A 23,239-nucleotide genomic window follows, 5' to 3' on the forward strand; every position below is an offset into this window, starting at 1 on the left:
ATACGAGAAAGGAACATAGGATGCCCGAGCGCGATCTGACGATCGACGACCTCAAGCGCCTGCTGCGGGTGGCCGCGGGCGACAGTGACGTGGCGGACCTGGACGGCGACATCGTCGACGTCAGGTTCGAGGAGCTGGGCTACGACTCCATCGCCCTGCTGGAGACGGCCAGCCTGATCGAGCGCGACTTCGGGGTGAAGGTCGGCGACGACATCGCCGGCGCCGACACCCCGCGCGAGTTCCTCGCCCAGATCAACGCGGCCGTGGCGGCTCCATGAGCGTGGAAGCCGAGGTCAGAGCCGGGCACTGGGAGCAGTGCGGCGGGTGCGGCTCGACGGTGTACGGCCCGCGGCTGGAACGGGCGCAGCGCGTCTGCCCCGACTGCGGGCACCATCACCGCGTCGGCGCGGCCGACCGGCTGCGGCTGCTGGTGGATCCGGCGTCGTTCGCGCCCCTGGTCTACCGGGCCGGGCCGGACGACCCGCTGGACTTCGCCGGCTACCGCGATCAGCTCGCGCGGGCCCGCCGCCGTACCGGCAGGGAGGACGCGGCGTGCGTCGGCCGGGCGGCGATCGGCGGGCGCCCGGTGATCGTGGCCGCCATGGACTTCACCTTCATGGGCGGCAGCATGGGCACCGCCGTGGGCGAGGCGGTGACGGCCGCGGCGGAGGAGGCGCTGTCGTCCCGCGTGCCGCTGGTGGTCGTGGCGGCCTCGGGCGGGGCGCGCATGCAGGAGGGCGCGCTGTCGCTCATGCAGCTGGCCAAGACGGCGCGGGCGATGCGGCGGCTGCGCAAGGCGGGGGTGCTGTCGGTGTGCGTGCTGACCGACCCCACGTTCGGGGGTGTGACGGCGTCGTTCGCGACGCTGGCCGACGTGCTGGTGGCCGAGCGGGGCGCCAGGATCGGGTTCGCCGGGCCGCGGGTCATCGCGGCGGCCACCCGCGAGGCGCTGCCGGAGGGCTTCCAGAGCGCGGCGGACCTGTCCGCCCGCGGGCTCGTCGACCGCGTCGAGTCGCGCGAGGCCATCCGCCCGCTGCTGGCCCGGCTCCTGGCCCTGCTCGACCCGGTCCCACCGGAGCCCGCCCCACCGGACGCCGCCCTGCCGGTGCCCGCACCCGGGGCGCCGGCGGGCGCCGGTGATCCGTGGGAGACGCTCCGGCTGGCCAGGGACATCGCCAGGCCGACCGCCCTGGACCACATCCACCGCATCTGCGACGACTTCGTCGAGCTGCACGGCGACCGCGCGTACGGGGACGACCCGGCCGTCGTGGGCGGCATCGGCTCGCTCGGCGGCACCGGAGTCATGCTGATCGGCCACCAGAAGGGCCACGACACGGCCGAGCTGGTGGCCCGCAACTTCGGCATGCCGCAGCCCGAGGGCTACCGCAAGGCGGCCCGGCTCATGGCGCTCGCCGACCGCCTCGGCCTGCCGGTGGTGACGTTCGTGGACACGCAGGGCGCCGCGCCCGGCGTCGGCGCGGAGCAGCGCGGCCAGGCGTGGGCGGTGGCCGAGTCGATCGCCGTCATGTCCGAGCTGGGCGTGCCCGTGGTCGCGGCCGTCACCGGCGAGGGCGGCAGCGGCGGCGCGCTCGCCCTCGCGGTGGCCAACCGGGTGCTGATGCTGGAGAACGCCTGCTACTCGGTGATCAGCCCGGAGAGCTGCTCGACCATCCTGTACGGCGACCCGTCCAGGGGCCCCGAGATGGCCGCCGCGCTCCGGGTCGGCGCCGCCGAGCTGGTACGGCTCGGCGTGGCCGACGCGATCGTGCCCGAGCCGCCCGGCGGCGCGCAGGCCGACGGCGCCGAGGCGTCCGCCCGGCTCGGCGCGGCCGTCCGGGCGGCGCTGGCGGAGCTGCGCGGTTGGACACCCGACGAGCTCCGCCGCCAGCGCCACGACCGCTTCCGCAGGCTGGGAGCGGCGTCATGACCGGGTCGCTGGGAGAGGCGTCATGAGCGGCGAGCAGCGGGAACGGCCGACGCTCGGCGAGCTGTCCTGCGAGCTGACCAGCCTGGTGCGCTCCCTGCCCGGGCCGCTGGCCAGCGTGTCCCTGCGGACGGGCGACTACGAGGTGGAGCTCACCTGGGCCAGGACCGAGGCCCCCGACCAGCCGCGGGAGCCGGACCAGGCGCCGGGCGAGCCGGGCTTCGAGGCGGGTTTCGAGGCAGCGGTCGCCCCGGTCGTCGGCACCTTCTACGTCGCCCCCGAGCCGGGCGCGGAGCCGTACGTGAAGCCCGGGGACCGGGTGGAGGAGGGGCAGACGCTCGGCGTCGTCGAGGCGATGAAGCTGATGAACCCCATCGCCGCCCCCCGCCCGGGCGAGGTGGTCGAGGTGCTCGTGGAGAACGGCACCCCGGTCGAGTTCGGGCAGCAGCTCGTGCTGCTCCGCACGGAGCTGCCATGACCGTCTCCAGCGTGCTGATCGCCAACCGCGGCGAGATCGCCCTGCGGGTGGCCCGCACCTGCCGCGAGATGGGCATCAGGGTGATCGCCGTCTACTCCACCGCCGACCGTGACTCGCCGGTCGTGGAGTTCGCCGACGAGGCCGTGCTCATCGGCCCGCCGCCCGCCCGCCGCAGCTATCTCTACATGCCCTCGCTGATCGAGGCGGCGCTGCGCACCGGCGCGGAGGCCGTCCACCCCGGCTACGGGTTCCTGTCGGAGGACCCCGACTTCGCCCAGGTGTGCGCCGACCACGGCCTGGTGTTCATCGGGCCGCGCCCGGACGTGATGGCCTCGCTCGGCGACAAGGCCGAGGTCAGGGCGCTGATGGCGGCCGCCGGCCTGCCGGTGCTGCCCGGCAGCGACGGCACGGTCTCCGGCGTCGCCGAGGCCGAGGAGGTCGCCGCCGCGATCGGCTACCCGGTCGTCGTCAAGGCCGCGGCGGGCGGGGGCGGCCGGGGCATCGCGGTCGCGGCCGACCGGGCCGGGCTGCGGCAGGCGTACCGGGAGACGACCGCGCTGGCCAGGCAGGTGTTCGGCAACGGCGAGGTGTACGTCGAGCGCTACCTGACCCGTACCAGGCACGTCGAGGTGCAGGTGCTCTGCGACGGCCACGGCGGGGCGGTGCACCTGGGCGAGCGCGACTGCTCGTTGCAGCGTCGCAACCAGAAGCTGGTCGAGGAGTCGCCCTCGCCGCGCCTGCCCGGCGGGCTGCGGGAGGAGCTCGGCGCGTACGCGGTGGCCGGCGCCCGCGCGGTCGGCTACACCGGCGCGGGCACGATGGAGTTCCTCGTGGACGGCTCGGGCGCGGTCGCGTTCATGGAGTTCAACGCCAGGATCCAGGTCGAGCACCCGGTCACCGAGATGCTCACCGGGATCGACCTGGTCAGGCAGCAGATCCTGGTCGCCTCCGGCGAGCCGCTGGCCTTCGCGCAGGCGGACGTGGCGCCGCGCGGCGCGGCCATCGAGTGCCGGGTCAACGCCGAGGACCCCGACGCCGGGTTCCGCCCCACTCCGGGCGCGCTGCGTACGTTCCGCCCGCCCGGCGGCCCCGGCATCCGGGTGGACTCCGGGTTCGTGCAGGGCGGCACCGTGCCCGCCGCGTACGACCCGCTGATCGCCAAGCTCGTGGCCTGGGCGCCCACCAGGGACGAGGCCATCGCCCGCGCCGACCGGGCGCTGGCCGAGTTCAAGGTGGAGGGCGCCGGCGTCGCCACCACGATCCCGCTGCTGCGGCGGCTGCTGGCCAGCCCCGAGTTCGTCAGCGGCGAGCACACGACGCGTTTCGTCGACGATCTCATGGCCCGGGACCGGGCCGCTTAGGGAGGTTCCATGTCCAAGGCAATCCCCGCCGTGGTGACCGGCGCGACCAGCGGCATCGGGCTGGCCGTCGCCCGGTTCCTGGCGGCGCAGGGCCATCCGGTGTTCATCTGCGCGCGCAGCGCGGACACGGTCGCGCTCACCGTCAAGGATCTGCGCGAGCAGGGCCACGAGGTGGACGGCGTCGCCGCCGACGTGCGCGACCCCGCGTCCGTGGGCGAGTTCGTCAGGGCCGCCGTCGCCCGGTACGGCCCCATCGGCATCGTGGTCAACAACGCGGGCCGCAGCGGCGGCGGGCCCACCGCCGACATCGCCGACGAGATGTGGCTCGACGTCATCCGCACCAACCTCGACAGCGTGTTCTGGGTCTCGCGCGCCGTGCTCAAGGAGGGCGGTATGCGCGAGCGCGGTTGGGGGCGGATCGTCAACATCGCCTCGACCGGCGGCAAACAGGGCGTCGTGCTCGGCGCGCCGTACTCGGCCTCCAAGCACGGCGTCGTCGGTTTCACCAAGGCGCTCGGCCTGGAGCTGGCCAAGACCGGCATCACGGTCAACGCGGTCTGCCCCGGCTACGTCGAGACCCCCATGGCGGCCCGGGTCCGGCGCGGCTACGCCGAGGTGTGGCACACCACCGAGGACGACGTGCTGGAGCGGTTCAACGCGAAGATCCCGCTCGGCCGCTACTCGGAGCCGGACGAGGTGGCGGCCATGGTCGGCTACCTGGTCACGGACGCGGCCGCCCCGATCACCGCCCAGGCGATCAACGTCTGCGGCGGACTCGGCAACTACTAGGAGAAAGCAGTGGCGACAACACATCACGCCGTCCACGAGATCACCGTGGCCGCCCCGGCCTCGAGGGTGTACGAGCTGGTCGCGGACGTGGCGGCCTGGCCCGCGGTGTTCCCGCCGACCGTGCACGCCGAGGTCGTGGGGCGCGACGGGCAGGAGGAGCGGATCAGGATCTGGGCGACGGCCAACGGCGAGGTCAAGAAGTGGACCTCCCGCCGCCGCCTCGACCCGGAGGCGCTGCGCATCCACTTCCGGCAGGAGGTGTCGCAGCATCCGGTGGCCGCCATGGGAGGCACCTGGGTGATCAGGCCGGTCGGCGACGGCCTGACCGCGATCACCCTGGAGCACGACTACCAGGCGGTCAGCGACGCCCACGTGGCCTGGATCGAGGAGGCCGTCGACCGCAACAGCCAGGCCGAGCTGTCGGCGCTGAAGGGCCGGGCCGAGCATGCCCGGTCCGACGAGCTGACGATGTCGTTCGAGGACACCGTCGAGGTGTCGGGCAAGGCCAGGGACCTGTACGCGTTCATCGACGAGGCCGAGCACTGGCCCGACCGGCTCCCGCACGTGGCCAGGGTCGAGCTCACCGAGCCCGCGCCCGGCGTGCAGCGCCTGGCCATGGACACCCTCGCGCCGGACGGCTCCACCCACACCACCGAGTCGATCAGGCTGGTCTTCCCCACCGGCAGGATCGTCTACAAGCAGCTGCGCCTGCCGAAGCTGCTGACCGTGCACACCGGCGAATGGCGCTTCGCCGACACCGAGACCGGCTCCACGGTCACCTCCCGGCACACCGTCGTGCTCAACCCCGACGCCATCGCCCCCGTGCTCGGCCCGGCCGCCGGCATCGCCGACGCCCGCGAGTACGTACGCGACGCGCTCAGCCACAACAGCGCCACCACCATGCGCCACGCCAAGGACCACGCGGAGAGGAACCTGTGATGACCCAGCAGTCACTGACCACCGCCCGCCCCGCCCACGAGCACTTCCAGTCCGTCCACCACTTCCTCAACCGGCAGATGCAGCTCCTCGACGAGGGCGACTCCGCCGGCTGGGCCGCCACGTTCACCGAGGACGGGGTGTTCGCCCAGGACACCAGGCCCGAGGGCCGCAAGGGCCGCGCCGTGCTCGCCGAGCGCATGACCCACCACGTCGGCGTGATCAGGCGTCGGGGCCTGACCCGGCGGCACTGGCTCGGCATGCTGAGCGTGGACCACGGCGGCGACGGCACCGTGCGCGCCCGCTACTACGCCATCGTCGTGGACACCCCGGTGGGCGGCGAGGCGTCGCTGCACCTGAGCACGTTCTGCGAGGACGTGCTGGTGCCCGACGGAGACAGCTGGCTGGTCGCCTACCGGTTCGTCCACCACGACAACTTCGACAGCGTCCGGGATGATCGGGGGACGGACTCGTGAGCGGTCCCGAGGCGGTGCTGCGGGTCGCGTCGGGCGTCCGCGCGGCACAGGTGCTGTTCTCGGCGGTCGAACTGGGCGTGTTCGGCGCGCTGTCCGCCGAGCCGCTGTCCGCGGACGAGCTGGCGGGCAAGCTCGGGCTGCACCCGCCCGCCACCCGCGACCTGCTGTCCGCGCTGGTGGCGCTCGACCTGCTGGTACGCGAGTCGGGCCGCTACCGTCCGGCGGAGGCGGCCGAGGCGTACCTGGTGGCCGGGCGGCCCGACTACCTGGGCGGGTTCCTGTCGTTCCTGGACGGCGTGCTGCATCCCGCCTGGCGCGAACTCACCGGGAGCCTGCGCACCGGCCGGCCCGTCCGGCCCGGCGACCCGTACGGCTCCCTCTACACCGACCCGGCCGAGCGGGACGGCTTCCTGGCGGCCATGGACGTGCTGAACCGGCCCATCGGCGCGGCCCTCGCCCGGCTGGGCGGCTGGCGCAGGCTCGGCTCGTTCGTGGACGTGGGCGGCGCCCGCGGCAACCTGGCCGCCCAGCTCGTACGGGCCCATCCCGGGCTGGAGGCGAGCGTGTTCGACCTGCCCGCGCTTCGGCCCGCGTTCGACGCGCACATGGCGTCGCTGGGGCTCGGCGAGCAGGTGCGCTTCGTGGCCGGCGACTTCTTCGCCGACCCGCTGCCGGAGGCGGACGCGCTGATCTTCGGGCACGTGCTGCACAACTGGCCGGTGGAGCGCCGCCGCGAGCTGCTGAGCAAGGCGTTCGACGCGCTGCGGCCGGGCGGGCAGGTGTTCGTCTACGACCCGATGACCGACGAGCGGCGGCCCCGGCTGCCGGTCGCGCTGGCCAGCCTCAACATGCTGGTCTGGTCGGACGGGGGCGCCGAGTACCCGGTGGCCGACCTGCGCGGGTGGCTGTTCGAGGCGGGGTTCGCCTCGGTCACGGCCGGGCCGCTCACCCCGTCGAGCACGCTCGTCGTGGCCAGGAAGGCGCCCCGATGACGATCGGCCACGCCGCCCGCCACGGCCCCGACCCCCGCACCCCCCTTCCGCCGGACGCGGCTCCCCACGGCCCCGACCCCCGAGCCGCCCTGTCATCGGGGGCGGCTCCCCACGACGCCGGGCCGCTCGGCGCGGTTTCCCATGGCACGGAGGCCTCGCCCAACGGCGCGCGCGGGTCCTCCGAGGGGACGAGCCGCCTCGCCAAGGGGAGGGGCCGCCCTGCCGATGGGAGGCGCGCGCCGTCCGGAAGGGCGGGTGTGCCGTCCGAAGGGGTGGGTGTGCCGTCCGACGGTGCGGGTGCGGCGGGGCGTTACGGCGAGGCGGGCGCGGGGGTGGACGCGGGCCGGTTCAGGGCGATCTTCGGGGCGCTGCCGACGGCGGTGGCCGTGGTGACCGTCCTGGACCGCGACTCCGTCCCGCGCGGCCTGACCTGCAACGCCGTCACCGCGGTCTCGCTGCGCCCGCCTCTCCTGCTGGTCTGCGTGGACCGCCAGGCCCGCTCGCTGCCCGCGCTGCGCCGCTCGGGCGCGTTCGCGGTCAACTTCCTGGCCGAGGGCCGCCACGAGCTGGCGGCCAGGTTCGCGGGCAAGGGCGAGGACAAGTTCGCGGGCCTGCGCTGGACGCCCTCGCCCGCGAACGGCGCCCCGCTGCTGGCGCAGGACGTGGTCGCGCACGCCGGCTGCCGCCTCGTCGAGGTCATCGAGGCCGGCGACCACTGGATCCTGCTGGGACTGGTCGAGTCCGGCGACGTCCACGACCGGCCGCCCCTGGTGTACCGGAACGGCGAGTACAGGAGTCTGTTGTGAGATTCGGCGTCAATTTCTTCCCCACGGTGGGCCCCGCCGACAAGAGCGCGGCCCGGTACTTCGAGGAGGCGCTACGCCTGGCGTCGCTGGCGGAGGAGCTCGGGTTCGACCACGTCAAGACCATCGAGCACTACTTCGCCCGCTACGGCGGATACAGCCCCGACCCGGTGACGTTCCTGGCCGCGGTGGCGGCGCGGACGAGCCGGATCCGGCTGGTCACGGGCGCGGTGATCCCCGCGTTCACGCATCCGGTGAAGCTGGCGGGCAAGCTGGCCATGCTGGACAACCTCTCGGGCGGCCGGCTCGACGTGGGGTTCGGCCGGGCGTTCCTGCCGGAGGAGTTCGAGGCGTTCGAGATCCCCCTGGACGAGAGCAGGCCGCGGTTCGACGAGGGCGTCGAGGCGTGCCGGCGGCTGTGGTCGGAGGAGGACGTGGTCTTCGAGGGCCGGTTCCACCGGTTCGGCCCGGTCACGCTGCTGCCCAGGCCGCACCAGCGGCCCAGGCCGCCGATCCTGGTGGCCACGGCCATCTCGCCCGAGTCGTGCGTGGCGGCGGGGGAGAAGGGTTACGGACTGATGATGGTGCCCTCCATCCACAAGCCGGAGGCCGTGCAGGAGCTCCTGACCCTCTACCGCAAGGCGTGGGCCGAGGCGGGCCACGAGGGCCAGGGGCCGGTCCAGATGACCTACAACTGCTACCTCGCCGAGGACTCGGCCGAGGCCAGGCGGCTCGGGCGCGTCTACAGCGAGCGCACCAACCAGGTCATGGCCGAGGCGGTGGCCTCGTGGGCGACCACCCGCAGCGAGGGCTACCGGGGCTACGAGAAGATCGCCGAGAAGGTGGCCTCCAGCGACTTCGGCCGCCAGCTCGCCGAGGGGAAGGTGCTGGTCGGCGACCCGGACGAGGTGCTGGCCACGCTCGCGGGGATCCGCGGCAGGTTCGGCGACGTGTCGATCAGCCTGCAGGTGATCTCCGGCAATCCGCCGCCGGCGGAGTCCGAGCGAACTCTGAGGTTGTTCGCCGCGCACGTGCTGCCCGCCGCGAGGTAGTTTATTTATACAAACCGCCTATTCAGTTAGACTAGGGAGTCTATAACGCGAGCAGGGAGGGACCGTGGGCGGCGAGGTTCCGAGGGGGTTGCCCGCCAAGCGGGCCGCGGTGATGCGGGCGGCGCAGGAGGCCTTCATCCAGGAAGGATACGGCGGCGCGAGCATCGACAAGATCGCGGCGGACGCGGGCGTGTCGAAGCAGACGGTCTACAACCACTTCGGCGACAAGCAGCGGCTCTTCCTGGCCGTGGTCGAGGCGGCCAGGGCGGAGGCCGACGCGCAGTCGGTGGTCGACGACTCCCTGCTGCGCTCCCCGGAGCATCTCAAGCGCGACCTCACCACGCTGGGCACCGAGCTGCTGCGGGTGGTCCTCGACGAGCGCATCTCCGCGATGCGCCGCCTGCTGATCGCCGAGGCCGCCCGGCATCCGGAGCTCAACGACAGGTGCGGGGGAGGCGGCCAGGGCAGGGGGACGATCCCCAGGGTCGTCGAGTGGCTGACCCTGCGCCTGGCCCTGCTCACTGTCCAAGGCGTCCTCGACGTGCCCGACCCGGAGGAAGCCGCATCGCATTTCGTCGCGCTGCTGTCGTTCCCGGGCCAGCAGCAGTCGAACTACGGGGCCCAGCCCCTCACCGAGGAGCAGATGGAGAAACTGTCACGGTCGGCAGCCGACCTCTTTCTGCGCGCATACCGCGCGCAAAATTGAATAATCAAGCACATTAACCCGTGTCTTAGAGCCGCCCGGACTCCGTCACCCCCCGATATCGCTGAGTAACATAGAGGAAATATTTCCTACTTGACATGTAGGTATTACGGGCTAATGTCATATCATGCGTGCTAGCTGCACTCGGGGTAACGATGTGCGAGCGACTCCGGGAGCGATGGCCGCCATTCTCAATCGCGCCGCGCACACACGGGGAGAGCATCGTGCGTTTCGGAATTCTGGGCCCTCTTTTCATTTCGGCGGACGAGGCGGCGAGCATGCCGACCGCGCCGAAACAGCGCAAACTCCTGGCCCTCTTACTGCTCAACGCCAATCAGCTCGTTTCTGTCTCGGAATGCGTCGAGGAGCTGTGGGAATATGACCCGCCCGCCAGCGCCGTGGCCACTCTGCAGACGTACGTCATGCAATTACGGCGCTTCCTGCGCACCGGCGCCGCGCCGTGCCTGGCGAGCACCGAGCGGCTGATCACCCGCGACCGCGGGTACGGCATCGTGACCCGCGAAGGCGAACTGGACCTCGCGATCTACAACGACAAGGTCCGCCAGGGCCAGACCGCGCTGGCCGTGGGGGACGACCGGACGGCGGCGCGCGTGCTGCGCGGAGCCCTGTCGCTCTGGCGCGGCTCGGCGCTGTCGGACGTGCAACCGGGGCCGTTGCTCAACATCCAGCTCGCCGGGCTCGAGGAGAGCCGGCTCGGCGTGCTCCAGCAGCGCATCGAGGCGGACCTGCGGCTCGGCCGGCACCAGGAACTGCTCAGTGAGCTCAGCGTGCTGACCCGCCGCCAGCCGCTGCACGAGAGCCTGCACGCGCAGTTCATGCTGGCCCTCTACCGCTCGGGGCGCCAGGTCGACGCCCTGCAGGTCTTCCACCGGATCCGCCGGGTGCTGGCCGACGAACTCGGGCTCAGCCCGTCGCCGCCGTTGCAGCGCCTGCACGAGGCGGTGCTGTCCGCCGACCCCTGCCTGGAGGCTCCCGTCGCCGAGACTCCGCCGGCGATCTACAGCCTGATCTAGCCCTGGCCCCGGAGAGGGGAGAGGTCCGTTGACGGCTTGGACGCAACTGACTAATACTTTGGACTAGTAGTCCAAATTATGGAGGTGCACTCCGTCATGTCCGTGCCAAAGCACGCACCGGGATGGGCCGTGCTGACGCTGCTCTGCCTCGGCCAGCTCATGGTGGTGCTCGACGTCTCGATCGTGAACGTCGCCTTACCCGCCATCCGCGCCGACCTGGGCTTCTCCGAGGTCGGCCTGCAGTGGGTGGTCAACTCCTACGCCCTGACCTACTGCGGATTCCTGCTGCTGGGCGGCCGGGCCGCCGACCTGTTCGGCCGCCGCCGCGTGTTCGTCGCGGGGCTGGCCCTGTTCACGCTGGCCAGCCTGGCCGGCGCGGTCGCCCAGGACCCCGCCGTCCTGGTGATCGCCCGCTCGGTCCAGGGCCTGGGCGGCGCCATCCTGTCGCCCGCCACCCTCACCCTCGTCACCACGACCTTCACCGACGGCGCGCGGGCCAAGGCCATGGCCGCGTGGAGCGCGGTCGCCGGCGGCGGCGCGGCGCTCGGGTCCGTGCTCGGCGGCGTGCTCACCGACCTCATCGACTGGCGCTGGATCCTCTGGGTGAACGTGCCGATCGGCGTGCTCGCCATCGTGGCGGCGTACCTGCTGCTGGGGGAAAGCCGGGCCGAGGGGGAGCGGCCGCGCCTGGACCTGCTGGGCTCGCTGCTGGTCACCGCCGGGCTGATCGCGGTGGCGTACGGGGTCGTGAACACCACCGGCGAGGGCTGGGGCGCGGCCGGCACGCTGATCCCGCTGATCGGCGGCGTGGTGCTGCTGGGCTGGTTCCTCTTCCACGAGGAGCGGGTGGCCCGCGAGCCGCTGATGCCGCTGCGCTTCTTCAGGACCCGGTCGGTGACCGTGGCCAACCTGACGATGTTCTGGCTCGGCTGCGCCGTCATCGCCCACTTCTACTTCCTGTCCCTCTACATGCAGAACGTGCTGCACTACACCCCGCTCGCCGCGGGCCTGGCCTTCCTGCCCGGGGCGGCGGTGATGACGATCGGCGCCTACAGCGGCCCCGCGCTGATGAAGAAGGCCGGGCTGCGCCCGCTGGTGATCTTCGGGCCGGTGCTCGTCGTGGCCGGGCTGGTGTGGCTGTCGTTCATCCCGGTGCAGGGCTCGTTCGTGACGCACCTGCTCGTGCCGATGATGCTGGTCACCTTCGGCACCGGCGTGGCCATGATGCCGATCGGCTTCGCGGCCATGACCGGCGTCGAGCCGCGCGAGACCGGCCTCGCCTCCGGCATGATCAACACCACCCGCCAGGTGGGCGGCGCCGTGGGGCTCGCCGTGCTGGCCACCATCGCCGCCACCCGTTCGGGCGCCTCGGCGCAGGCCCTGGTCGACGGCTACGGCACGGCGTTCCTCATCGGCGGCGGCTTCGCGGTGCTGGCGGTGCTGACCTCCCTGCTCATGCCGCGGACGGCCGGGCTGCCGGCCGCGCCGCCCCCTCAACCGGCGGAATCACCCGATGCCAGTCCCTCACCAGCGTGATCCCGAGCTGACCCGGGCGCGGCTGCGCGCGTGGCTGCCGGGCAGGCCCGACGTGGGCCCCGTCTCGATCCCCGGCTCCGGCTTCTCCACCGAGACGCTGATCTTCGAGGCGTCCTGGGCCGGCGGGGATCGGCGGCGGCTCGTCGCCCGCGTGGCCGGGCCGGGCCACCGCCTGTATCCGCGGGCCAGGCTGGACGTCGAGTTCCGGCTCATGAAGCTGCTCGGCGACGGCTCAGGCGTGCCGGTGCCCGCCGTCCACGGGTACGAGGACGACCCCGCCGTGCTCGACGGGCCGTTCTTCGTCATGGACCACGTCGACGGCCGGACCCCGGCCGACCTGCCCTCCTACCACCGGGAGGGCTGGGTCGCCGACCTGCCGGAGGAGGACAGGGCCCGGCTGTGGTGGGCGGGCGTCGAGACGCTGTGGCGGGTGCACCGTCTCGACGCCTCCGGCCTGGGCTTCGCCGCGCAGCCGGGCCGGGGCGCGAGCGACCTGGAACGGCAGCTCGACCACTACGAGCGGCACCTCGACTTCTTCGGCGCCGAGCCCGACCTGGCCGGCCACGCGCTGGCCTGGCTGCGCGGGCACCGGCCTCCCGCGCCGCCCGCCCCCAGCCTGCTGTGGGGTGACGCCCGGCTCGGGAACATGATCTTCGCCGCCTCGGGGCGGCCCGCCGCCGTGCTGGACTGGGAGATGACCTCGCTCGGCGACCCGGAGTCCGACCTGGCCTGGTTCCTGTACCTGGACCGGCACCTCAGCGAGGGCATCGGCGCCGAGCGCCTGCCCGGCCTGCCGGGCCGCGAGGAGACCGTCGCCCGGTACGAGAAGCTGTCCGGCCGCCCCGTCCGCAATCTTCCCTATTACGAGGTCTTCGCCGGGTTCCGGCTGATGCTCATCACCGCCCGGCTCACCAGGCTGTTGCGGGCGAACGGGACCGTGGGTCCCGGGTTCCCGCTCGCCCGCAACACCGCTGCCCTGCTCGCCCGCACACTCCGAGGAGTCGACGGTTGAAACTGTCCGTGCTCGACCAGTCCACCGTGGCGGAGGGCACCGCTCCCGCCCAGGCCCTGCACAACACGATCGAGCTGGCCCGCCTGGCCGACCGGCTCGGCTACGAGCGCTACTGGGTCGCCGAGCACCACGGCATCCCCTCCCACGCCGGTCCCGCCCCCGAGGTCCTGATCCCCCGGATCGCGGCCGAGACGTCCGGCATCAGGGTCGGCTCGGGCGGCGTCCTGCTGCCCTACTACAGCCCGCTCAAGGTGGCCGAGGTGTTCCGCGTGCTGGAGGCGCTCCATCCCGGCCGCATCGACCTGGGCATCGGCCGCGCCGGCGGCGCCAGCCCCGCCGAGGCGCGGGCCATGCGCTGGGACGACCCGCGCGGTGTCGACGACTTCGACGACAAGCTGGCGGCGCTGCTGGCCTACCTGCACGAGGACTTCTCCGGCGGGCAGACGCCGATCACCGTGATGCCGCGGGTGCCGTCCGTGCCTCCCGTGTGGCTGCTCGGTTCGAGCGTGCGCAGCGCCGTCTTCGCCGCCCGCCTCGGGCTGCCGTACGCGTACGCGCACTTCATCAACCCGGAGTCCACGCGCGCGGCCGTCGAGGCGTACACCAAGACCTTCGCGGGGCCGCACCCGCGGCTCATCGTGGGCGTGGGGGTGTACGTCGGCGACACCGAGGCCCAGGCACAGCGACTGCTGGCCAGCCACCTGCTGGTGCGCAGGAGGCTGTTCGCCGGCGACATCCGCGCCATCCCCTCGGCGGAGGAGGCCGCGGCCGAGCTGGCGCGCGGGCCGCACCCGCTGGCGGGGGAGGTCACCGAGTGGCCGCGCTACTTCGCCGGCGCGCCCGAGCACGTGCGCGGGATCATCGAGAGCCTGCGCGACCAGCTCGGCGTGACGGAGCTGATCGCGATGAACATGATCCACGACCACGGCGACCGGCTGCGCTGCTACCGGCTGCTGGCCGAGGCGTTCGACCTGGCCCCGCGGGCGGATCCAGCCACGCTCTAGAGCCGCTCGACCGGCCATCTGCACCCTCGTTCGTAGGAAAGCCCCCACAGGAAACGAGGTTGCAGATGGCCCTGTTCGCCGTCATCAACGACGCCACACCGACCGGGATCAGCGCCGACGAGTTCATGCGACGGCTGCCCGAGGGCTTCGCGTACATGAAAGGCCTGATCGACAAGGGTGTGATCATTCACAGCTGGGTGCGGGTGGGCGAGTCGGGCGGGCTGAACATCTTCGACGTCTCCTCTCACGAGGAACTGCTCGACGCCCTTTACAGCAATCCGATCAGCCCGCACCTGAAGTTCACCGTCTACCCGCTCACCGAGGTGGAGGCCTTCGACCCGGCCGGCTGAACGGCGGCGAGGAAACCCTCGACGGCGGCGGCGAACTGCCCGGGCCGATCCACCCACGGGAAGTGGCCCGCGCCGCCGAGCGTGATGTGGCGGGCGTCGGGGAAGTACCCGGCGGCGACGTCACCGGCCACGACGCCCGTCAGCCCGTCACGCTCCCCGGTCACCACCAGCACCGGCCCGCTCACCTCGGACAGCCGTCCGAGCACGGCCTCCGGGCCGGTGCCCGCCGCCCAGAACCCGGACCAGGCGGTCAGCGAGAAGCCCTTCAGCTGGGCGGCCGCGTGCTCGCGCTGCCGCTCGTCCCACTCGCCGTATCCGGCCGGGGTGTAGCGGCTGAGCACGTCGAAGACGCGCTCGGGGTCCGCGCCCGGCCCGAGGGTCACCAGCTCGCGGGCCGCCGCCGAGACCTCGTCGTACCAGGGCGCGTCGGCCCGCTTGGCGAGGATGTCCGCGATGTCCTCGCCACCCGCCCCGAACAGGTCGGGCCCCGGGCCGACCAGCACGAGCCGCGCCACTCGCTCGGGCCGGGCGGCGGCATAGGCCAGCGCGACGACCGTGCCGCTGGAGTGGGCGAGCAGGTCGAGCCGCTCCAGGCCGAGCTCGGCGCGCAGCGCCTCAACGTCGTCGGCCAGCGACGGGTAGGCGTACGTGGCCGGGTCCCCGGGGACGTCCGACTCGCCGGTGCCGCGGGCGTCGTAGCGGATGAGCGTCCTGGTGGCGCCGAGCCCGCCCAGGTCCTCCAGGTACGCCGACGCCCTGGGGCCGCCGGGTACGAGCAGCAGCGGCGGGCCGTCGCCCAGGGTCTCGTAGGCGAGCTCGGTGCCGTCGAATGAGGTGAAACGTGTCGTCATGCGGCGGACGTTACGGGTGGTCGCTGGAGTCTCGGTGGAGCACGACCCGGCCCACGAGCCCGCCGTTCTCGAAGTCCTCCAGGGCCCTGCCCGCCTCGCCGAACGCGTACGGACCTGCCACGAACGGCCTCAACCGGCCCTCGGCGGCGAGCGCGAAAACGCGCGCGAGGTCGTCGGGCCCAAGTCCGGTGGACGCCGGCACCACGCGCGGGTCCGCCAGCCGCTCCAGGTCGGCCAGGTGCGTGCCGCGCGGCTGGTCGCGGGTCGCCCAGTTGCCGTAGGAGACCAGCACGCCCCCGGGCTTGAGCATGCTCAGGGACTCGGCCAGGTTCGGGCCGCCGATGGTGTCGAAGACGGCGTCCACCCCGTCGGGCGCGTACGCGGCCACCCTGGCCGGCACGTCCTCGGTCCAGTGGTCGACCGGCTCGAACTCCAGGTCCGCGCACTCGGCGAGCTGCCGCGTGCTCGACACCCCGACGACCCGCGCCCCGGCCAGCCCGGCGAGCTGGACGAGCGAGGTGCCCACCCAGCCGGGCGCCCCCGGCACGACGACGGTCTGGCCCGCCCCGACCCCGGCCAGGTCGTGCACCATGCGCCGGGCGAGCGCGGCGGCGTAGCCGAGCGAGACGGCCTCAACGAAGGTCAGGCCGTCGGGGACGGGCACGACGGCCGCGGCGGGCACGTTCACGCCCGTGGCCCAGCCTCCGTGCTCGACGATCGCCGCCACGCGCCGGCCGGCCCAGCCGGTCACGCCCGGCCCCTCCCGGACGACGGTCCCGGCGACGTCGCGCCCCGGCACGAAGGGGAAGCGGGGCTGCCCGGGGAAGGTGCCGCGGCGCATGAGCATGTCGTCGAACGACACCCCGGCCGCCTCCACGCCGATCTGGACCTGTCCAGGAGCCGGCGGCTCCAGCTTGCTCGCGGACGGACGGAGCCGCCGCGGCGCGACGAGCGCCTCGGGGAAAACGATCTCGATGATCTCCACGTCTGCGAACCTAGGGGCTGCGACTATAGCCGGACTCGAGCGGCCCTCCCTACCGTCGGCCGGTATGGGGCTTGAAGTGGCGATCCTGCGGTATCTGTCGCGTGGCCTGCGCCTGCTCGGCCTGGCGACCTACCTGCCGGCCGAGCACCTCACGCAGCAGGACCGGCCGGAACCTCGTGACGCCTGACGGCTCACGGCGGGGGAGCGGTGGATCGGCGCTGGATCAGCTCGATCGGCCCGGCCAGGACCTCGGCCACCGTGTCGTCCGGTTTCAGGCCGGCCAGCAGGGTCACGCCGCGCCGGCCCAGCTCGCCCAGCGGCATGCGCACCGTCGTGAGCGCCGGATTGAGGTAGCCGGCCAGCTCCAGGTCGTGCACCGCGACGATCGAGACGTCCCGCGGAATCTCCAGCCCGGCCGCGCGCACGCCCTCCATCGCCCCGATGGCCGAGGCCACGTTGGCGACGAACACCGCCGTCGGCCGCTCGGGGGCGGCCAGCAGCCGGGCCATCGCCGCCGCCCCGCCCGCCGGCGTGTAGTCGGCGGCCACGATCGGCCCCTCCGGCAGCCCGGCCTCGCGCATCGCCGCCGAGTACCCCGCCGACCTGCGCGTGGCCGTGTCGGAGCGCGACGGGCCCGCGAGGTGGGCGATGCGGCGGTGGCCCAGGCGTACGAGGTGCTCCACCGCCAGCGCGGCGGCCCCCGCGTCGTCGAGGATGACGTAGCGCTTGACGCTCCTGCTGCGGTTGTTGAGCATGAGCCACGGGATGGCGGCCCGGTCGAGCTGCGCGATGAGCCCCGACTCGTCGCCGGTCCCGGCCAGCAGCAGGCCGTCGATGCGGCCCTGCCCGATCCGGTCCATGTAGTCGCCCAGCGCCGCGCCCGACGCGCTGCCGGTGACCAGCACGTAGCCCTGCGAGGCCGCCTCCGCCTCCGCGCCCTTGATGATCTCCGCGTAGACCGGGTTGGCGAAGTCGGGGATGAACAGGCCGAACATGTGCGCCCGTGACGTGCGCAGGCTCCGCGCTGCCACGTTGGGCCGGTAGCCGAGCTCCTCGATCGCCGCCAGCACCCGCTCGCGCGTCTCCGGCCGGATGTTGAGTGTGGGGTCCTTGTTGGCGACGCGGGAGACGACCGCCCGGTCGACCTTGGCGACCGCGGCGACGTCGGCCAGCGTGACCCGGGAACGCTTCATGACGACGATCCTCCCCTGTCCGCCGGGCGGCAGCGTACGCTCTCGCCGGTGTCCATCGAGCGGTAGAGCGCGTCGAGCAGGCGCAGCGTGCCGAGGTTGTCCGCGCCGGACGTCTCCGGCTCGCCGCCCTCAGCGACGGCCCGCAGCAGCGAGCCCATCGGCCCGGCCACCGCGTCCGGCAGCCACCGTCTGGTCACCGGGTACGGCAGCCAGCCGTCCGTCGGCAGCGCGCGGCTGTTGACCGCCAGGGTGTCGGGGCGGCCGTGCGGGTAGTCGTACAGCAGGCCGAGCGTGCCCTTGATCGCGCCCTCCGTGCCGTCGACGCGGAAGGACGCCTCCTGGTCGCCCGTGCGGTTCTCGTGCGTGACGTGCACGAGCGCCCGCAGGTCACCCGGGTAGACCAGCGTGCTCATCGTGCGCGTCTCGCCCTGGGCGAGCTGGCCCGGCGTCCGGCTGCCGGTGCAGAAGACCAGCTCGGGGTCGCCCAGGATCGAGCGGATGGCGTCCAGGTAGTGGATGGAGTGGTAGACGATCTCCAGCCGGTCGGTGGTGACGAGCCAGTCCCAGGCGCTCCAGTCGGTGAGGATGTTCACGGTGAACGTCATCGCCGTCGGCTCGCCGATCCAGCCCGCGCGCACCATGGCCCGGGCGGCGGCGATGCCCTCGTCGAAGCGGAGCTGCTGGTTGACCGCCACCTTCAGGCCGCTGGCCGCCGCCAGGTCGACGATGCCCCGGCCGGTCGCCACGTCGGGGGCGAACGGCTTCTGGCACAGCAGGTGCTTGCCCGCCGCCAGTGCCGCCCGCGCGATGCCGGGCTGCGCGCCGGGCGCGACGGCGATGTCCACCACGGCCGCGCGCTCGTCGGCCAGCAGCTCGTCGAGCGAGCCGTACGTCCGGGGGATCCCGTGCCGCCGGGCCACCTCGGCGGCGCGGCGGGCGTCGAGGTCGTACAGGCCGGTCACCTCCAGCCCGGCCTGCCGGTAGGCGGGCAGGTGGGCCACGTCCACGATGGCCCCCGCGCCGACGACGGCGACGGGCAGCCGGTGCGCGGCCGGGATGGACAGGTCGGCCGCGGCGGCGATGGGCGCGAACACGTCGATCACGCGGCGGCCTCCCGGGCGTGGCGGGTGCGGGTCATGGCGCCTCCTGGAGGCCGTAGAAGCGGGTCGCGGTGCCGCCGAGGACGGCCGCGCGATCGGCGGCCGACAATCCCGGCATACCCGACAGCAGGGCGTTCGTCTCGCGCCACACCTTCGCGTAGTCGCCGGCGAGCAGCGCCACCGGCCAGTCGCTGCCGAACATCAGCCGCCCGGGGCCGAACACCTCCAGCGCGTGCTCCACGTAGGGGCGCAGGTCCCCGGCCGTCCACGTCGCGGCGTCGGCCGCCGTGTTGAGGCCGGACACCTTGGCGTACACGTCCGGGCACTCGGCCGCGCGGGCGAGCAGGGACGCCCACGGCTCCCAGCCCTTCTCCTTGATCGGCGGCTTGGCCAAGTGGTCGATCACCATCCGCAGCCCGGGCACCCGCTCGGCCAGCACCGGCACGTGCTCCAGGTGCCGCGGCAGCACCGCCACCACGTCGAACGGCAGCCCGGCCGCGGCCAGCAGCCCGAGCCCCTCGATCACCGGGTCCTGGAGCACCCAGTCGGGGTCGGGTTCGTCGTGGATGAGATGCCGCACCCCCGCGAACCTGGGATGCCGCCGGTACCGCTCCAGCGCCCCGGCCGCCTCATCGGGCCGGTGCAGCGGCACCCACCCCACCACCGCGCCGATGAAGTCGTGCGCGCCGGCCTGCGCGAGCATGGCGTCGGTGTCGGCGTAGGAGTCCATCGACTGCACCAGCACCGTGCGGCCGACCCCCGCCGCCGCGAGCTGGGGGATGAGCTCCGCAGGCTCGAACGTGCGGTGGATCGGCCCGTGCTCCGGCGTCAGCCACGGGTACGAGCCCGTCTCCAGGTTCCAGAAGTGCTGGTGGGCGTCGACGACGGTCATCCAGCCTCCTCATGTGATCAATCGTTTGAGCGTGCACATATTAGGGGTTGTCCGGCGGTTGTACGAGCTCCAGGGTGATGTCGTCGGGGTCGAGGAAGTAGCAGGCGTAGCCGCCCCGGTTCACCCCCGCGGTGATCGCCTCGGGCGGGTTGACGAAGCGCACCCCGGCCGCCGACAGCCGGGCGTGCTCGGCCGGGGCGTCCTCGACGGTGAGCGCCAGGTGCGCGGCGCCCGGCAGGTGGCGGGCCGGGTCGCGCGGGACGCCCTTCGGCCGTACGTACTCCACCAGCTCCAGGTCGTGCGTGGAGACGCCGCGGGGCTGGCCGGGCACGGCGAGCTGGGCCACGCGCAGCACGGCGTCGGGGTAGCCGACGAGCCTGCGGGTGTAGTCGTTGTCCTGCTCCTGCCGGTGCACCAGCGCGAACCCGAGCAGGTCGCGGTAGAACTCCACGGACCTGTCGAGGTCGGAGACCGTGAAGGAGAAGTGCCAGACGCCTCTCATCGCGGTGCCTCTCCTCCTATGGTCAAACGCCTGACCTCGCGAGCGATCCGCGCGGCGTCGGGGACCAGGGCCTGCGCGAGGACCGGCGCGGCGGGCATCCGCACGTCGGGCGCGCCGATCCGGATCGGCGGCGCGGCCAGCCCCACCCCCGCGCCCGCGATGCGGGCGACGACCTCGGCGCCGAAGCCGCCGGTGACGTTCGCCTCGTGGACGACCGCCAGCCTGCGGGTGCGGCGCGCGCTCCCGATCACGGCCTCGGTGCCGAACGGGTTGAGCCACGGCGTCTCCAGCACCTCGGCCTCGACCCCCTCCCGGGCCAGGGCCTCGGCCGCCTCCAGCACCCGGTGCGTCATCGCGCCCCAGGTGACGAGCGTGACGTCGGAGCCCGCGCGGCGGGTGCGCGCCCCGCCCATCGGCTGGACCGGCCCGTCCGTCCTGACCGGCTCCTTAGGGCCGAAGTACAGCGTGCGGTTCTCGATCACCAGGACCGGGTCGTCGCCGTGCACGGCCGTCACCAGCAGGTCGTAGGCGTCCTGCGGCGTGCTCGGCATGCACACCCGCAGGCCCGGCACGTGCAGGAACAGCGCCTCCAGGCACTGCGAGTGCTGCGCGCACGCGCCCGGCGCGTTGCCCTGCTGGGTGCGGATGGTCAGCGGGGCCCGCAGCCGCCCGCCCGACACGTAGCGGACGTTGGCCGCCTGGTTGACGATCTGGTCCAGCGCCACCAGGGAGAAGTCGGCCCACATGATCTCGACGATCGGGCGGCGGCCGAACATCGCCGCGCCCACCGCGCTGCCGAGGATCGCCGACTCGCTGATCGGGGTGTCGAACACGCGCTCGCCGTACTGCTTGCGCAGGCCCCTGGTCACGCCGAACACGCCGCCGGGCACGCCGACGTCCTCGCCGTACACCAGCGTCTCCGGCAGCTCCTCCATGAGGCGGTGCAGGGCCGCGTTCACGGCCTCGCCGTAGGACAGGTCAGGCATACAGGTGCTCCCTTGCGGTGGCGGGGTCGGCGAGGGGCGCGGCCAGCGCGCGCTCGGCGGCGGAGGCCATCTCGGCCCGCGCCCCGCGCTCTACGGCGTCCAGGTCGGCGGCCGGCACGCCGTCGGCGAGCAGGCCCTCGCGCAGCCGGGCGATGGGCTCCCGCCTGCCGATCCGCTCCAGCTCGCCGGGCTGCCGGTAGGTCTCCGCGTCGCCGATGTAGTGGCCGACCAGGCGCTCGGTCATGCACTCCAGCAGCGTCGGCCCGCCGCCCTCGCGGGCCACCTCCAGCGCGTCGCGCACGTGGAAGCGCACGGCCTCCACGTCGTTGCCGTCGACGCGGTGCCCCGGCATCCCGTACGCGGCGGCGCGGTCGGCCAGGCGCGGGTTGCGCACCATGTCGGCGATGGGGGTCAGCTCGGAGTAGCGGTTGTTCTCGCAGACGAACACCACGGGCAGGGAGAACGCGGCGGCGAAGTTCATCGCCTCGTGCACCGCGCCCTGGTTCATCGCGCCGTCGCCGAAGACGCTCACGGCCACCCGGTTCGAGCCGTCGTGCCGGCCGGCCAGCGCCGCCCCGCACGCGATCGGCGCGCCCGCGCCCACGATCGAGTTCTCGCCGTGGAAGCCGTACTCGGCCGCGGTGAAGTACGCCGAGCCGCCCCGCCCGCCGTTCACGCCGGTCGCCCGGCCCGTCAGCTCGGCGAACAGCGCCTCCGCCGGCACGCCCCTGGCCAGCGCCCAGCCGTGGCCGCGGTAGGTCGCGAACAGCGCGTCGTGCGGCTCCAGCCCGTCGCACGCGCCCACCGGGACGGCCTCCTGCCCGATGCACAAGTGCACCGAGCCGACGATCGGCCCTTCCGCGCGCAGGTCGCGCACCTTCTCCTCGAACGCGCGGATCCGCCACATGGCCAGCAGGTCCGCGAGCCGTCTCTCACTCATCCTCGCTCATCTCCCCAGGCGTCCAGGGCCGCGGCGCAGATCGCCTCGGCGTCGCCGATGTAGGACTCGGGCGGGATGGGCAGCGCGCCCAGGCTCGCCAGATCGTCCGGCCCCGCCACGTCGCGCAGCGCGTCGGCCAGGGCCCGCCCGCGCTCGCGGGCCTCGTGCGCCGCCTTGTAGACCAGGTCGTGCGCCCGTTCCCGGCCCAGCGCCGGGGCCAGCCGCATCATGTACGCCTCCGCCATGATCAGCCCGCCCTCGGCGCCCAGGTTGGCCCGCATGGCCTCCGGGTAGACCCGCAGCCCGGCGGCGACCTCGGCCGCCGTGGCCAGCGCGCCCGCGGCCAGCTCGGCCAGGAGCGGCACCACGTACCACTCGACCTGCCACTCGCCGGCGGCCCGCTCGTGGCCGGCCTCCATCGCCCGGAACAGGCCCGAGCTGAGCGCGCCCGCCGTGCCGGACATGCCGATGACGGCCTCGCAGCCGATCGGGTTGGCCTTCTGCGGCATCGTGGACGACGCGCCGCGGTGGTGCCCGCCTGCCTCGCGCACCTCGCCGACCTCGGTCCTGGACAGGTCCACGACCTCGCGGGCGAAGCGGGCCGCGGTGGCCGCCAGACTCGCGCAGGTCACGCCGAACTCGGCGACGCCGTCCCTGGCCACGTGCCAGGGCACCTCGGTGGTGCCGAGGCCGAGCACGCCGGCCACGCGCTCGCGCACCTGGCTGGAGCGCTCGCCCATCGCGGCGGACGTGCCGCCCGCGCCGAACAGCGACACGACCCGCACCTGCCGCGCCGCGTCGCCCACCCGGTCGCGCTGGCGCGTCACCTCCGCCAGCAGCACCGCCATCTTCGCCCCGAACGTCGTGGGCACCGCCTGCTGGGCGTGCGTGCGGGCGGCGATGACGGTGCCGGCGTGCTCGGCCACCAGCCGGGCCAGCGCGCCGCCGAACGAGCCGAGCAGCCCCCGCAGGTGGTCGAGGGCCTCGCCCATCTGCAGGGCCAGGCCGGTGTCCATGATGTCCTGCGTGGTCGCGCCGTAGTGGACGCGGCCGTTCGGCCCCTCGGGGAGCGCGGCGGCGATCATGCGCACGAGGGGCAGGATCGGGTAGCCCACGTTGACCGCCTCCTCCCAGAGGCGCTGGACGTCGATGCTGGCGGGCACGCAGGCCGCCTCGATGGCCCGCGCGTCGGCCTCGGAGATCACGCCCTCCCCGGCCTGGGCGCGGGCCAGCGCGGCCTCCGTGCGCAGCCAGGCGAGCACGGTCCGCTCGGCCGAGAAGATCTCGGCCATCGTGCCGTCGCCGAACAGCTCGGGCAGCAGCTTGAACGTCTGGCGCAC

The 23,239-nt window shown here is 73.5% G+C and carries 26 protein-coding genes; 17 read left to right on the plus strand and 9 right to left on the minus strand.

Features of this window, described 5'->3' with window-relative positions; translation table 11 throughout:
* Positions 1–20: 20 nt before the first annotated feature.
* From ACIBI9_RS25750 to ACIBI9_RS25825, 16 genes are all read left to right on the plus strand, one after another.
* Positions 21–278, plus strand: a complete 258-nt coding sequence (locus tag ACIBI9_RS25750) for an acyl carrier protein (RefSeq protein WP_397225014.1) — start codon at positions 21–23, stop codon at positions 276–278.
* Positions 275–1,927 carry an acetyl-CoA carboxylase carboxyltransferase subunit alpha gene (locus ACIBI9_RS25755; RefSeq protein ID WP_397225016.1) on the plus strand — a complete coding sequence of 551 codons (1,653 nt, stop codon included), beginning with the start codon at positions 275–277 and terminating at the stop codon, positions 1,925–1,927. The genes ACIBI9_RS25750 and ACIBI9_RS25755 overlap by 4 nt, the downstream gene beginning before the upstream one ends.
* A gap of 22 nt (positions 1,928–1,949) precedes the next feature.
* Entirely contained in the window at positions 1,950–2,402 is a 453-nt protein-coding gene (locus tag ACIBI9_RS25760; protein WP_397225018.1) for an acetyl-CoA carboxylase biotin carboxyl carrier protein, read from the plus strand.
* Positions 2,399–3,763, plus strand: a complete 1,365-nt coding sequence (locus tag ACIBI9_RS25765; RefSeq protein ID WP_397225020.1) for an acetyl/propionyl/methylcrotonyl-CoA carboxylase subunit alpha — start codon at positions 2,399–2,401, stop codon at positions 3,761–3,763. Before ACIBI9_RS25760 ends, ACIBI9_RS25765 begins: the two co-directional genes overlap by 4 nt.
* A 9-nt stretch (positions 3,764–3,772) precedes the next feature.
* The gene (locus ACIBI9_RS25770) at positions 3,773–4,552 is read left to right on the plus strand and encodes an SDR family NAD(P)-dependent oxidoreductase (protein ID WP_397225022.1); all 780 of its coding nucleotides are present in this window, start codon (positions 3,773–3,775) and stop codon (positions 4,550–4,552) included.
* Between the two features lie 9 nt (positions 4,553–4,561).
* Entirely contained in the window at positions 4,562–5,491 is a 930-nt protein-coding gene (locus tag ACIBI9_RS25775; protein ID WP_397225024.1) for an aromatase/cyclase, read from the plus strand.
* Positions 5,491–5,964 carry a nuclear transport factor 2 family protein gene (locus tag ACIBI9_RS25780; RefSeq protein ID WP_397225026.1) on the plus strand — a complete coding sequence of 158 codons (474 nt, stop codon included), beginning with the start codon at positions 5,491–5,493 and terminating at the stop codon, positions 5,962–5,964. Before ACIBI9_RS25775 ends, ACIBI9_RS25780 begins: the two co-directional genes overlap by 1 nt.
* The gene (locus ACIBI9_RS25785; RefSeq protein ID WP_397225028.1) at positions 5,961–6,956 is read left to right on the plus strand and encodes a methyltransferase; all 996 of its coding nucleotides are present in this window, start codon (positions 5,961–5,963) and stop codon (positions 6,954–6,956) included. Before ACIBI9_RS25780 ends, ACIBI9_RS25785 begins: the two co-directional genes overlap by 4 nt.
* The gene (locus ACIBI9_RS25790; RefSeq protein ID WP_397225030.1) at positions 6,953–7,762 is read left to right on the plus strand and encodes a flavin reductase family protein; all 810 of its coding nucleotides are present in this window, start codon (positions 6,953–6,955) and stop codon (positions 7,760–7,762) included. The genes ACIBI9_RS25785 and ACIBI9_RS25790 overlap by 4 nt, the downstream gene beginning before the upstream one ends.
* Positions 7,759–8,811: an LLM class flavin-dependent oxidoreductase gene (locus tag ACIBI9_RS25795; RefSeq protein WP_397225032.1), complete on the plus strand. Its 1,053-nt coding sequence runs from the start codon at positions 7,759–7,761 to the stop codon at positions 8,809–8,811. Before ACIBI9_RS25790 ends, ACIBI9_RS25795 begins: the two co-directional genes overlap by 4 nt.
* A gap of 64 nt (positions 8,812–8,875) precedes the next feature.
* Positions 8,876–9,517, plus strand: coding sequence for a TetR/AcrR family transcriptional regulator (locus tag ACIBI9_RS25800; protein ID WP_397225034.1), 642 nt, complete (start codon positions 8,876–8,878; stop codon positions 9,515–9,517).
* A 221-nt stretch (positions 9,518–9,738) separates the two neighbouring features.
* Positions 9,739–10,548 (plus strand): BTAD domain-containing putative transcriptional regulator, encoded by an 810-nt coding sequence (locus ACIBI9_RS25805; RefSeq protein WP_397225036.1) that lies wholly within the window; start codon positions 9,739–9,741, stop codon positions 10,546–10,548.
* A gap of 96 nt (positions 10,549–10,644) precedes the next feature.
* Entirely contained in the window at positions 10,645–12,084 is a 1,440-nt protein-coding gene (locus ACIBI9_RS25810) for a DHA2 family efflux MFS transporter permease subunit (RefSeq protein WP_397225038.1), read from the plus strand.
* Positions 12,062–13,096, plus strand: a complete 1,035-nt coding sequence (locus ACIBI9_RS25815) for a phosphotransferase family protein (protein ID WP_397225040.1) — start codon at positions 12,062–12,064, stop codon at positions 13,094–13,096. Before ACIBI9_RS25810 ends, ACIBI9_RS25815 begins: the two co-directional genes overlap by 23 nt.
* Positions 13,093–14,100, plus strand: a complete 1,008-nt coding sequence (locus tag ACIBI9_RS25820; RefSeq protein WP_397225042.1) for an LLM class flavin-dependent oxidoreductase — start codon at positions 13,093–13,095, stop codon at positions 14,098–14,100. The genes ACIBI9_RS25815 and ACIBI9_RS25820 overlap by 4 nt, the downstream gene beginning before the upstream one ends.
* 65 nt (positions 14,101–14,165) lie before the next feature.
* The gene (locus ACIBI9_RS25825) at positions 14,166–14,450 is read left to right on the plus strand and encodes a muconolactone Delta-isomerase (protein WP_397225044.1); all 285 of its coding nucleotides are present in this window, start codon (positions 14,166–14,168) and stop codon (positions 14,448–14,450) included.
* On the opposite strand, the gene ACIBI9_RS25830 is transcribed toward ACIBI9_RS25825, so the two are convergent.
* Both ACIBI9_RS25830 and ACIBI9_RS25835 read right to left on the minus strand, forming a co-directional pair.
* Positions 14,408–15,301 (minus strand): alpha/beta fold hydrolase, encoded by an 894-nt coding sequence (locus ACIBI9_RS25830; RefSeq protein ID WP_397225046.1) that lies wholly within the window; start codon positions 15,299–15,301, stop codon positions 14,408–14,410. The genes ACIBI9_RS25825 and ACIBI9_RS25830 overlap by 43 nt on opposite strands.
* Positions 15,302–15,311: 10 nt before the next feature.
* Positions 15,312–16,286: a zinc-binding alcohol dehydrogenase family protein gene (locus ACIBI9_RS25835; protein WP_397225048.1), complete on the minus strand. Its 975-nt coding sequence runs from the start codon at positions 16,284–16,286 to the stop codon at positions 15,312–15,314.
* A 64-nt stretch (positions 16,287–16,350) separates the two neighbouring features.
* On the opposite strand from ACIBI9_RS25835, the gene ACIBI9_RS25840 reads away from it, so the two are divergent.
* On the plus strand, positions 16,351–16,473 hold the full coding sequence (locus ACIBI9_RS25840) for a hypothetical protein (protein ID WP_397225050.1): 123 nt from the start codon (positions 16,351–16,353) through the stop codon (positions 16,471–16,473).
* A gap of 4 nt (positions 16,474–16,477) precedes the next feature.
* Here ACIBI9_RS25840 and ACIBI9_RS25845 read toward each other — a convergent pair whose 3' ends face one another.
* From ACIBI9_RS25845 to ACIBI9_RS25875, 7 genes are read right to left on the minus strand one after another with little or no spacing between them, the layout of a single operon-like run.
* A complete protein-coding gene (locus ACIBI9_RS25845) occupies positions 16,478–17,479 on the minus strand; it encodes a LacI family DNA-binding transcriptional regulator (protein ID WP_397225052.1) in 1,002 nt (333 codons plus the stop codon).
* The gene (locus ACIBI9_RS25850; protein WP_397225054.1) at positions 17,476–18,582 is read right to left on the minus strand and encodes a Gfo/Idh/MocA family protein; all 1,107 of its coding nucleotides are present in this window, start codon (positions 18,580–18,582) and stop codon (positions 17,476–17,478) included. The genes ACIBI9_RS25845 and ACIBI9_RS25850 overlap by 4 nt, the downstream gene beginning before the upstream one ends.
* A gap of 31 nt (positions 18,583–18,613) precedes the next feature.
* A complete protein-coding gene (locus ACIBI9_RS25855; protein ID WP_397225056.1) occupies positions 18,614–19,471 on the minus strand; it encodes an amidohydrolase family protein in 858 nt (285 codons plus the stop codon).
* A gap of 40 nt (positions 19,472–19,511) precedes the next feature.
* A complete protein-coding gene (locus ACIBI9_RS25860; protein ID WP_397225058.1) occupies positions 19,512–19,973 on the minus strand; it encodes a VOC family protein in 462 nt (153 codons plus the stop codon).
* Positions 19,970–20,959 (minus strand): alpha-ketoacid dehydrogenase subunit beta, encoded by a 990-nt coding sequence (locus tag ACIBI9_RS25865; RefSeq protein WP_397225060.1) that lies wholly within the window; start codon positions 20,957–20,959, stop codon positions 19,970–19,972. The genes ACIBI9_RS25860 and ACIBI9_RS25865 overlap by 4 nt, the downstream gene beginning before the upstream one ends.
* Positions 20,952–21,899 (minus strand): thiamine pyrophosphate-dependent dehydrogenase E1 component subunit alpha, encoded by a 948-nt coding sequence (locus tag ACIBI9_RS25870; RefSeq protein WP_397225062.1) that lies wholly within the window; start codon positions 21,897–21,899, stop codon positions 20,952–20,954. The genes ACIBI9_RS25865 and ACIBI9_RS25870 overlap by 8 nt, the downstream gene beginning before the upstream one ends.
* Positions 21,896–23,239: an adenylosuccinate lyase family protein gene (locus ACIBI9_RS25875; RefSeq protein WP_397225064.1), complete on the minus strand. Its 1,344-nt coding sequence runs from the start codon at positions 23,237–23,239 to the stop codon at positions 21,896–21,898. The genes ACIBI9_RS25870 and ACIBI9_RS25875 overlap by 4 nt, the downstream gene beginning before the upstream one ends.

The sequence above is a fragment of the Nonomuraea sp. NPDC050451 genome (assembly GCF_044458585.1).

Excerpts from the sequence above, each read along its gene's own strand:
- ACIBI9_RS25750 (WP_397225014.1), top strand. The coding sequence starts at position 21 with ATGCCCGAGCGCGATCTGACGATCGACGACCTCAAGCGCCTGCTGCGG.
- ACIBI9_RS25755 (WP_397225016.1), top strand. The coding sequence starts at position 275 with ATGAGCGTGGAAGCCGAGGTCAGAGCCGGGCACTGGGAGCAGTGCGGC.
- ACIBI9_RS25760 (WP_397225018.1), top strand. The coding sequence starts at position 1,950 with ATGAGCGGCGAGCAGCGGGAACGGCCGACGCTCGGCGAGCTGTCCTGC.
- ACIBI9_RS25765 (WP_397225020.1), top strand. The coding sequence starts at position 2,399 with ATGACCGTCTCCAGCGTGCTGATCGCCAACCGCGGCGAGATCGCCCTG.
- ACIBI9_RS25770 (WP_397225022.1), top strand. The coding sequence starts at position 3,773 with ATGTCCAAGGCAATCCCCGCCGTGGTGACCGGCGCGACCAGCGGCATC.
- ACIBI9_RS25780 (WP_397225026.1), top strand. The coding sequence starts at position 5,491 with ATGACCCAGCAGTCACTGACCACCGCCCGCCCCGCCCACGAGCACTTC.
- ACIBI9_RS25790 (WP_397225030.1), top strand. The coding sequence starts at position 6,953 with ATGACGATCGGCCACGCCGCCCGCCACGGCCCCGACCCCCGCACCCCC.
- ACIBI9_RS25810 (WP_397225038.1), top strand. The coding sequence starts at position 10,645 with ATGTCCGTGCCAAAGCACGCACCGGGATGGGCCGTGCTGACGCTGCTC.
- ACIBI9_RS25815 (WP_397225040.1), top strand. The coding sequence starts at position 12,062 with ATGCCAGTCCCTCACCAGCGTGATCCCGAGCTGACCCGGGCGCGGCTG.
- ACIBI9_RS25825 (WP_397225044.1), top strand. The coding sequence starts at position 14,166 with ATGGCCCTGTTCGCCGTCATCAACGACGCCACACCGACCGGGATCAGC.
- ACIBI9_RS25830 (WP_397225046.1), bottom strand. The coding sequence starts at position 15,301 with ATGACGACACGTTTCACCTCATTCGACGGCACCGAGCTCGCCTACGAG.
- ACIBI9_RS25840 (WP_397225050.1), top strand. The coding sequence starts at position 16,351 with ATGGGGCTTGAAGTGGCGATCCTGCGGTATCTGTCGCGTGGCCTGCGC.
- ACIBI9_RS25845 (WP_397225052.1), bottom strand. The coding sequence starts at position 17,479 with ATGAAGCGTTCCCGGGTCACGCTGGCCGACGTCGCCGCGGTCGCCAAG.
- ACIBI9_RS25855 (WP_397225056.1), bottom strand. The coding sequence starts at position 19,471 with ATGACCGTCGTCGACGCCCACCAGCACTTCTGGAACCTGGAGACGGGC.
- ACIBI9_RS25860 (WP_397225058.1), bottom strand. The coding sequence starts at position 19,973 with ATGAGAGGCGTCTGGCACTTCTCCTTCACGGTCTCCGACCTCGACAGG.
- ACIBI9_RS25865 (WP_397225060.1), bottom strand. The coding sequence starts at position 20,959 with ATGCCTGACCTGTCCTACGGCGAGGCCGTGAACGCGGCCCTGCACCGC.
- ACIBI9_RS25870 (WP_397225062.1), bottom strand. The coding sequence starts at position 21,899 with ATGAGTGAGAGACGGCTCGCGGACCTGCTGGCCATGTGGCGGATCCGC.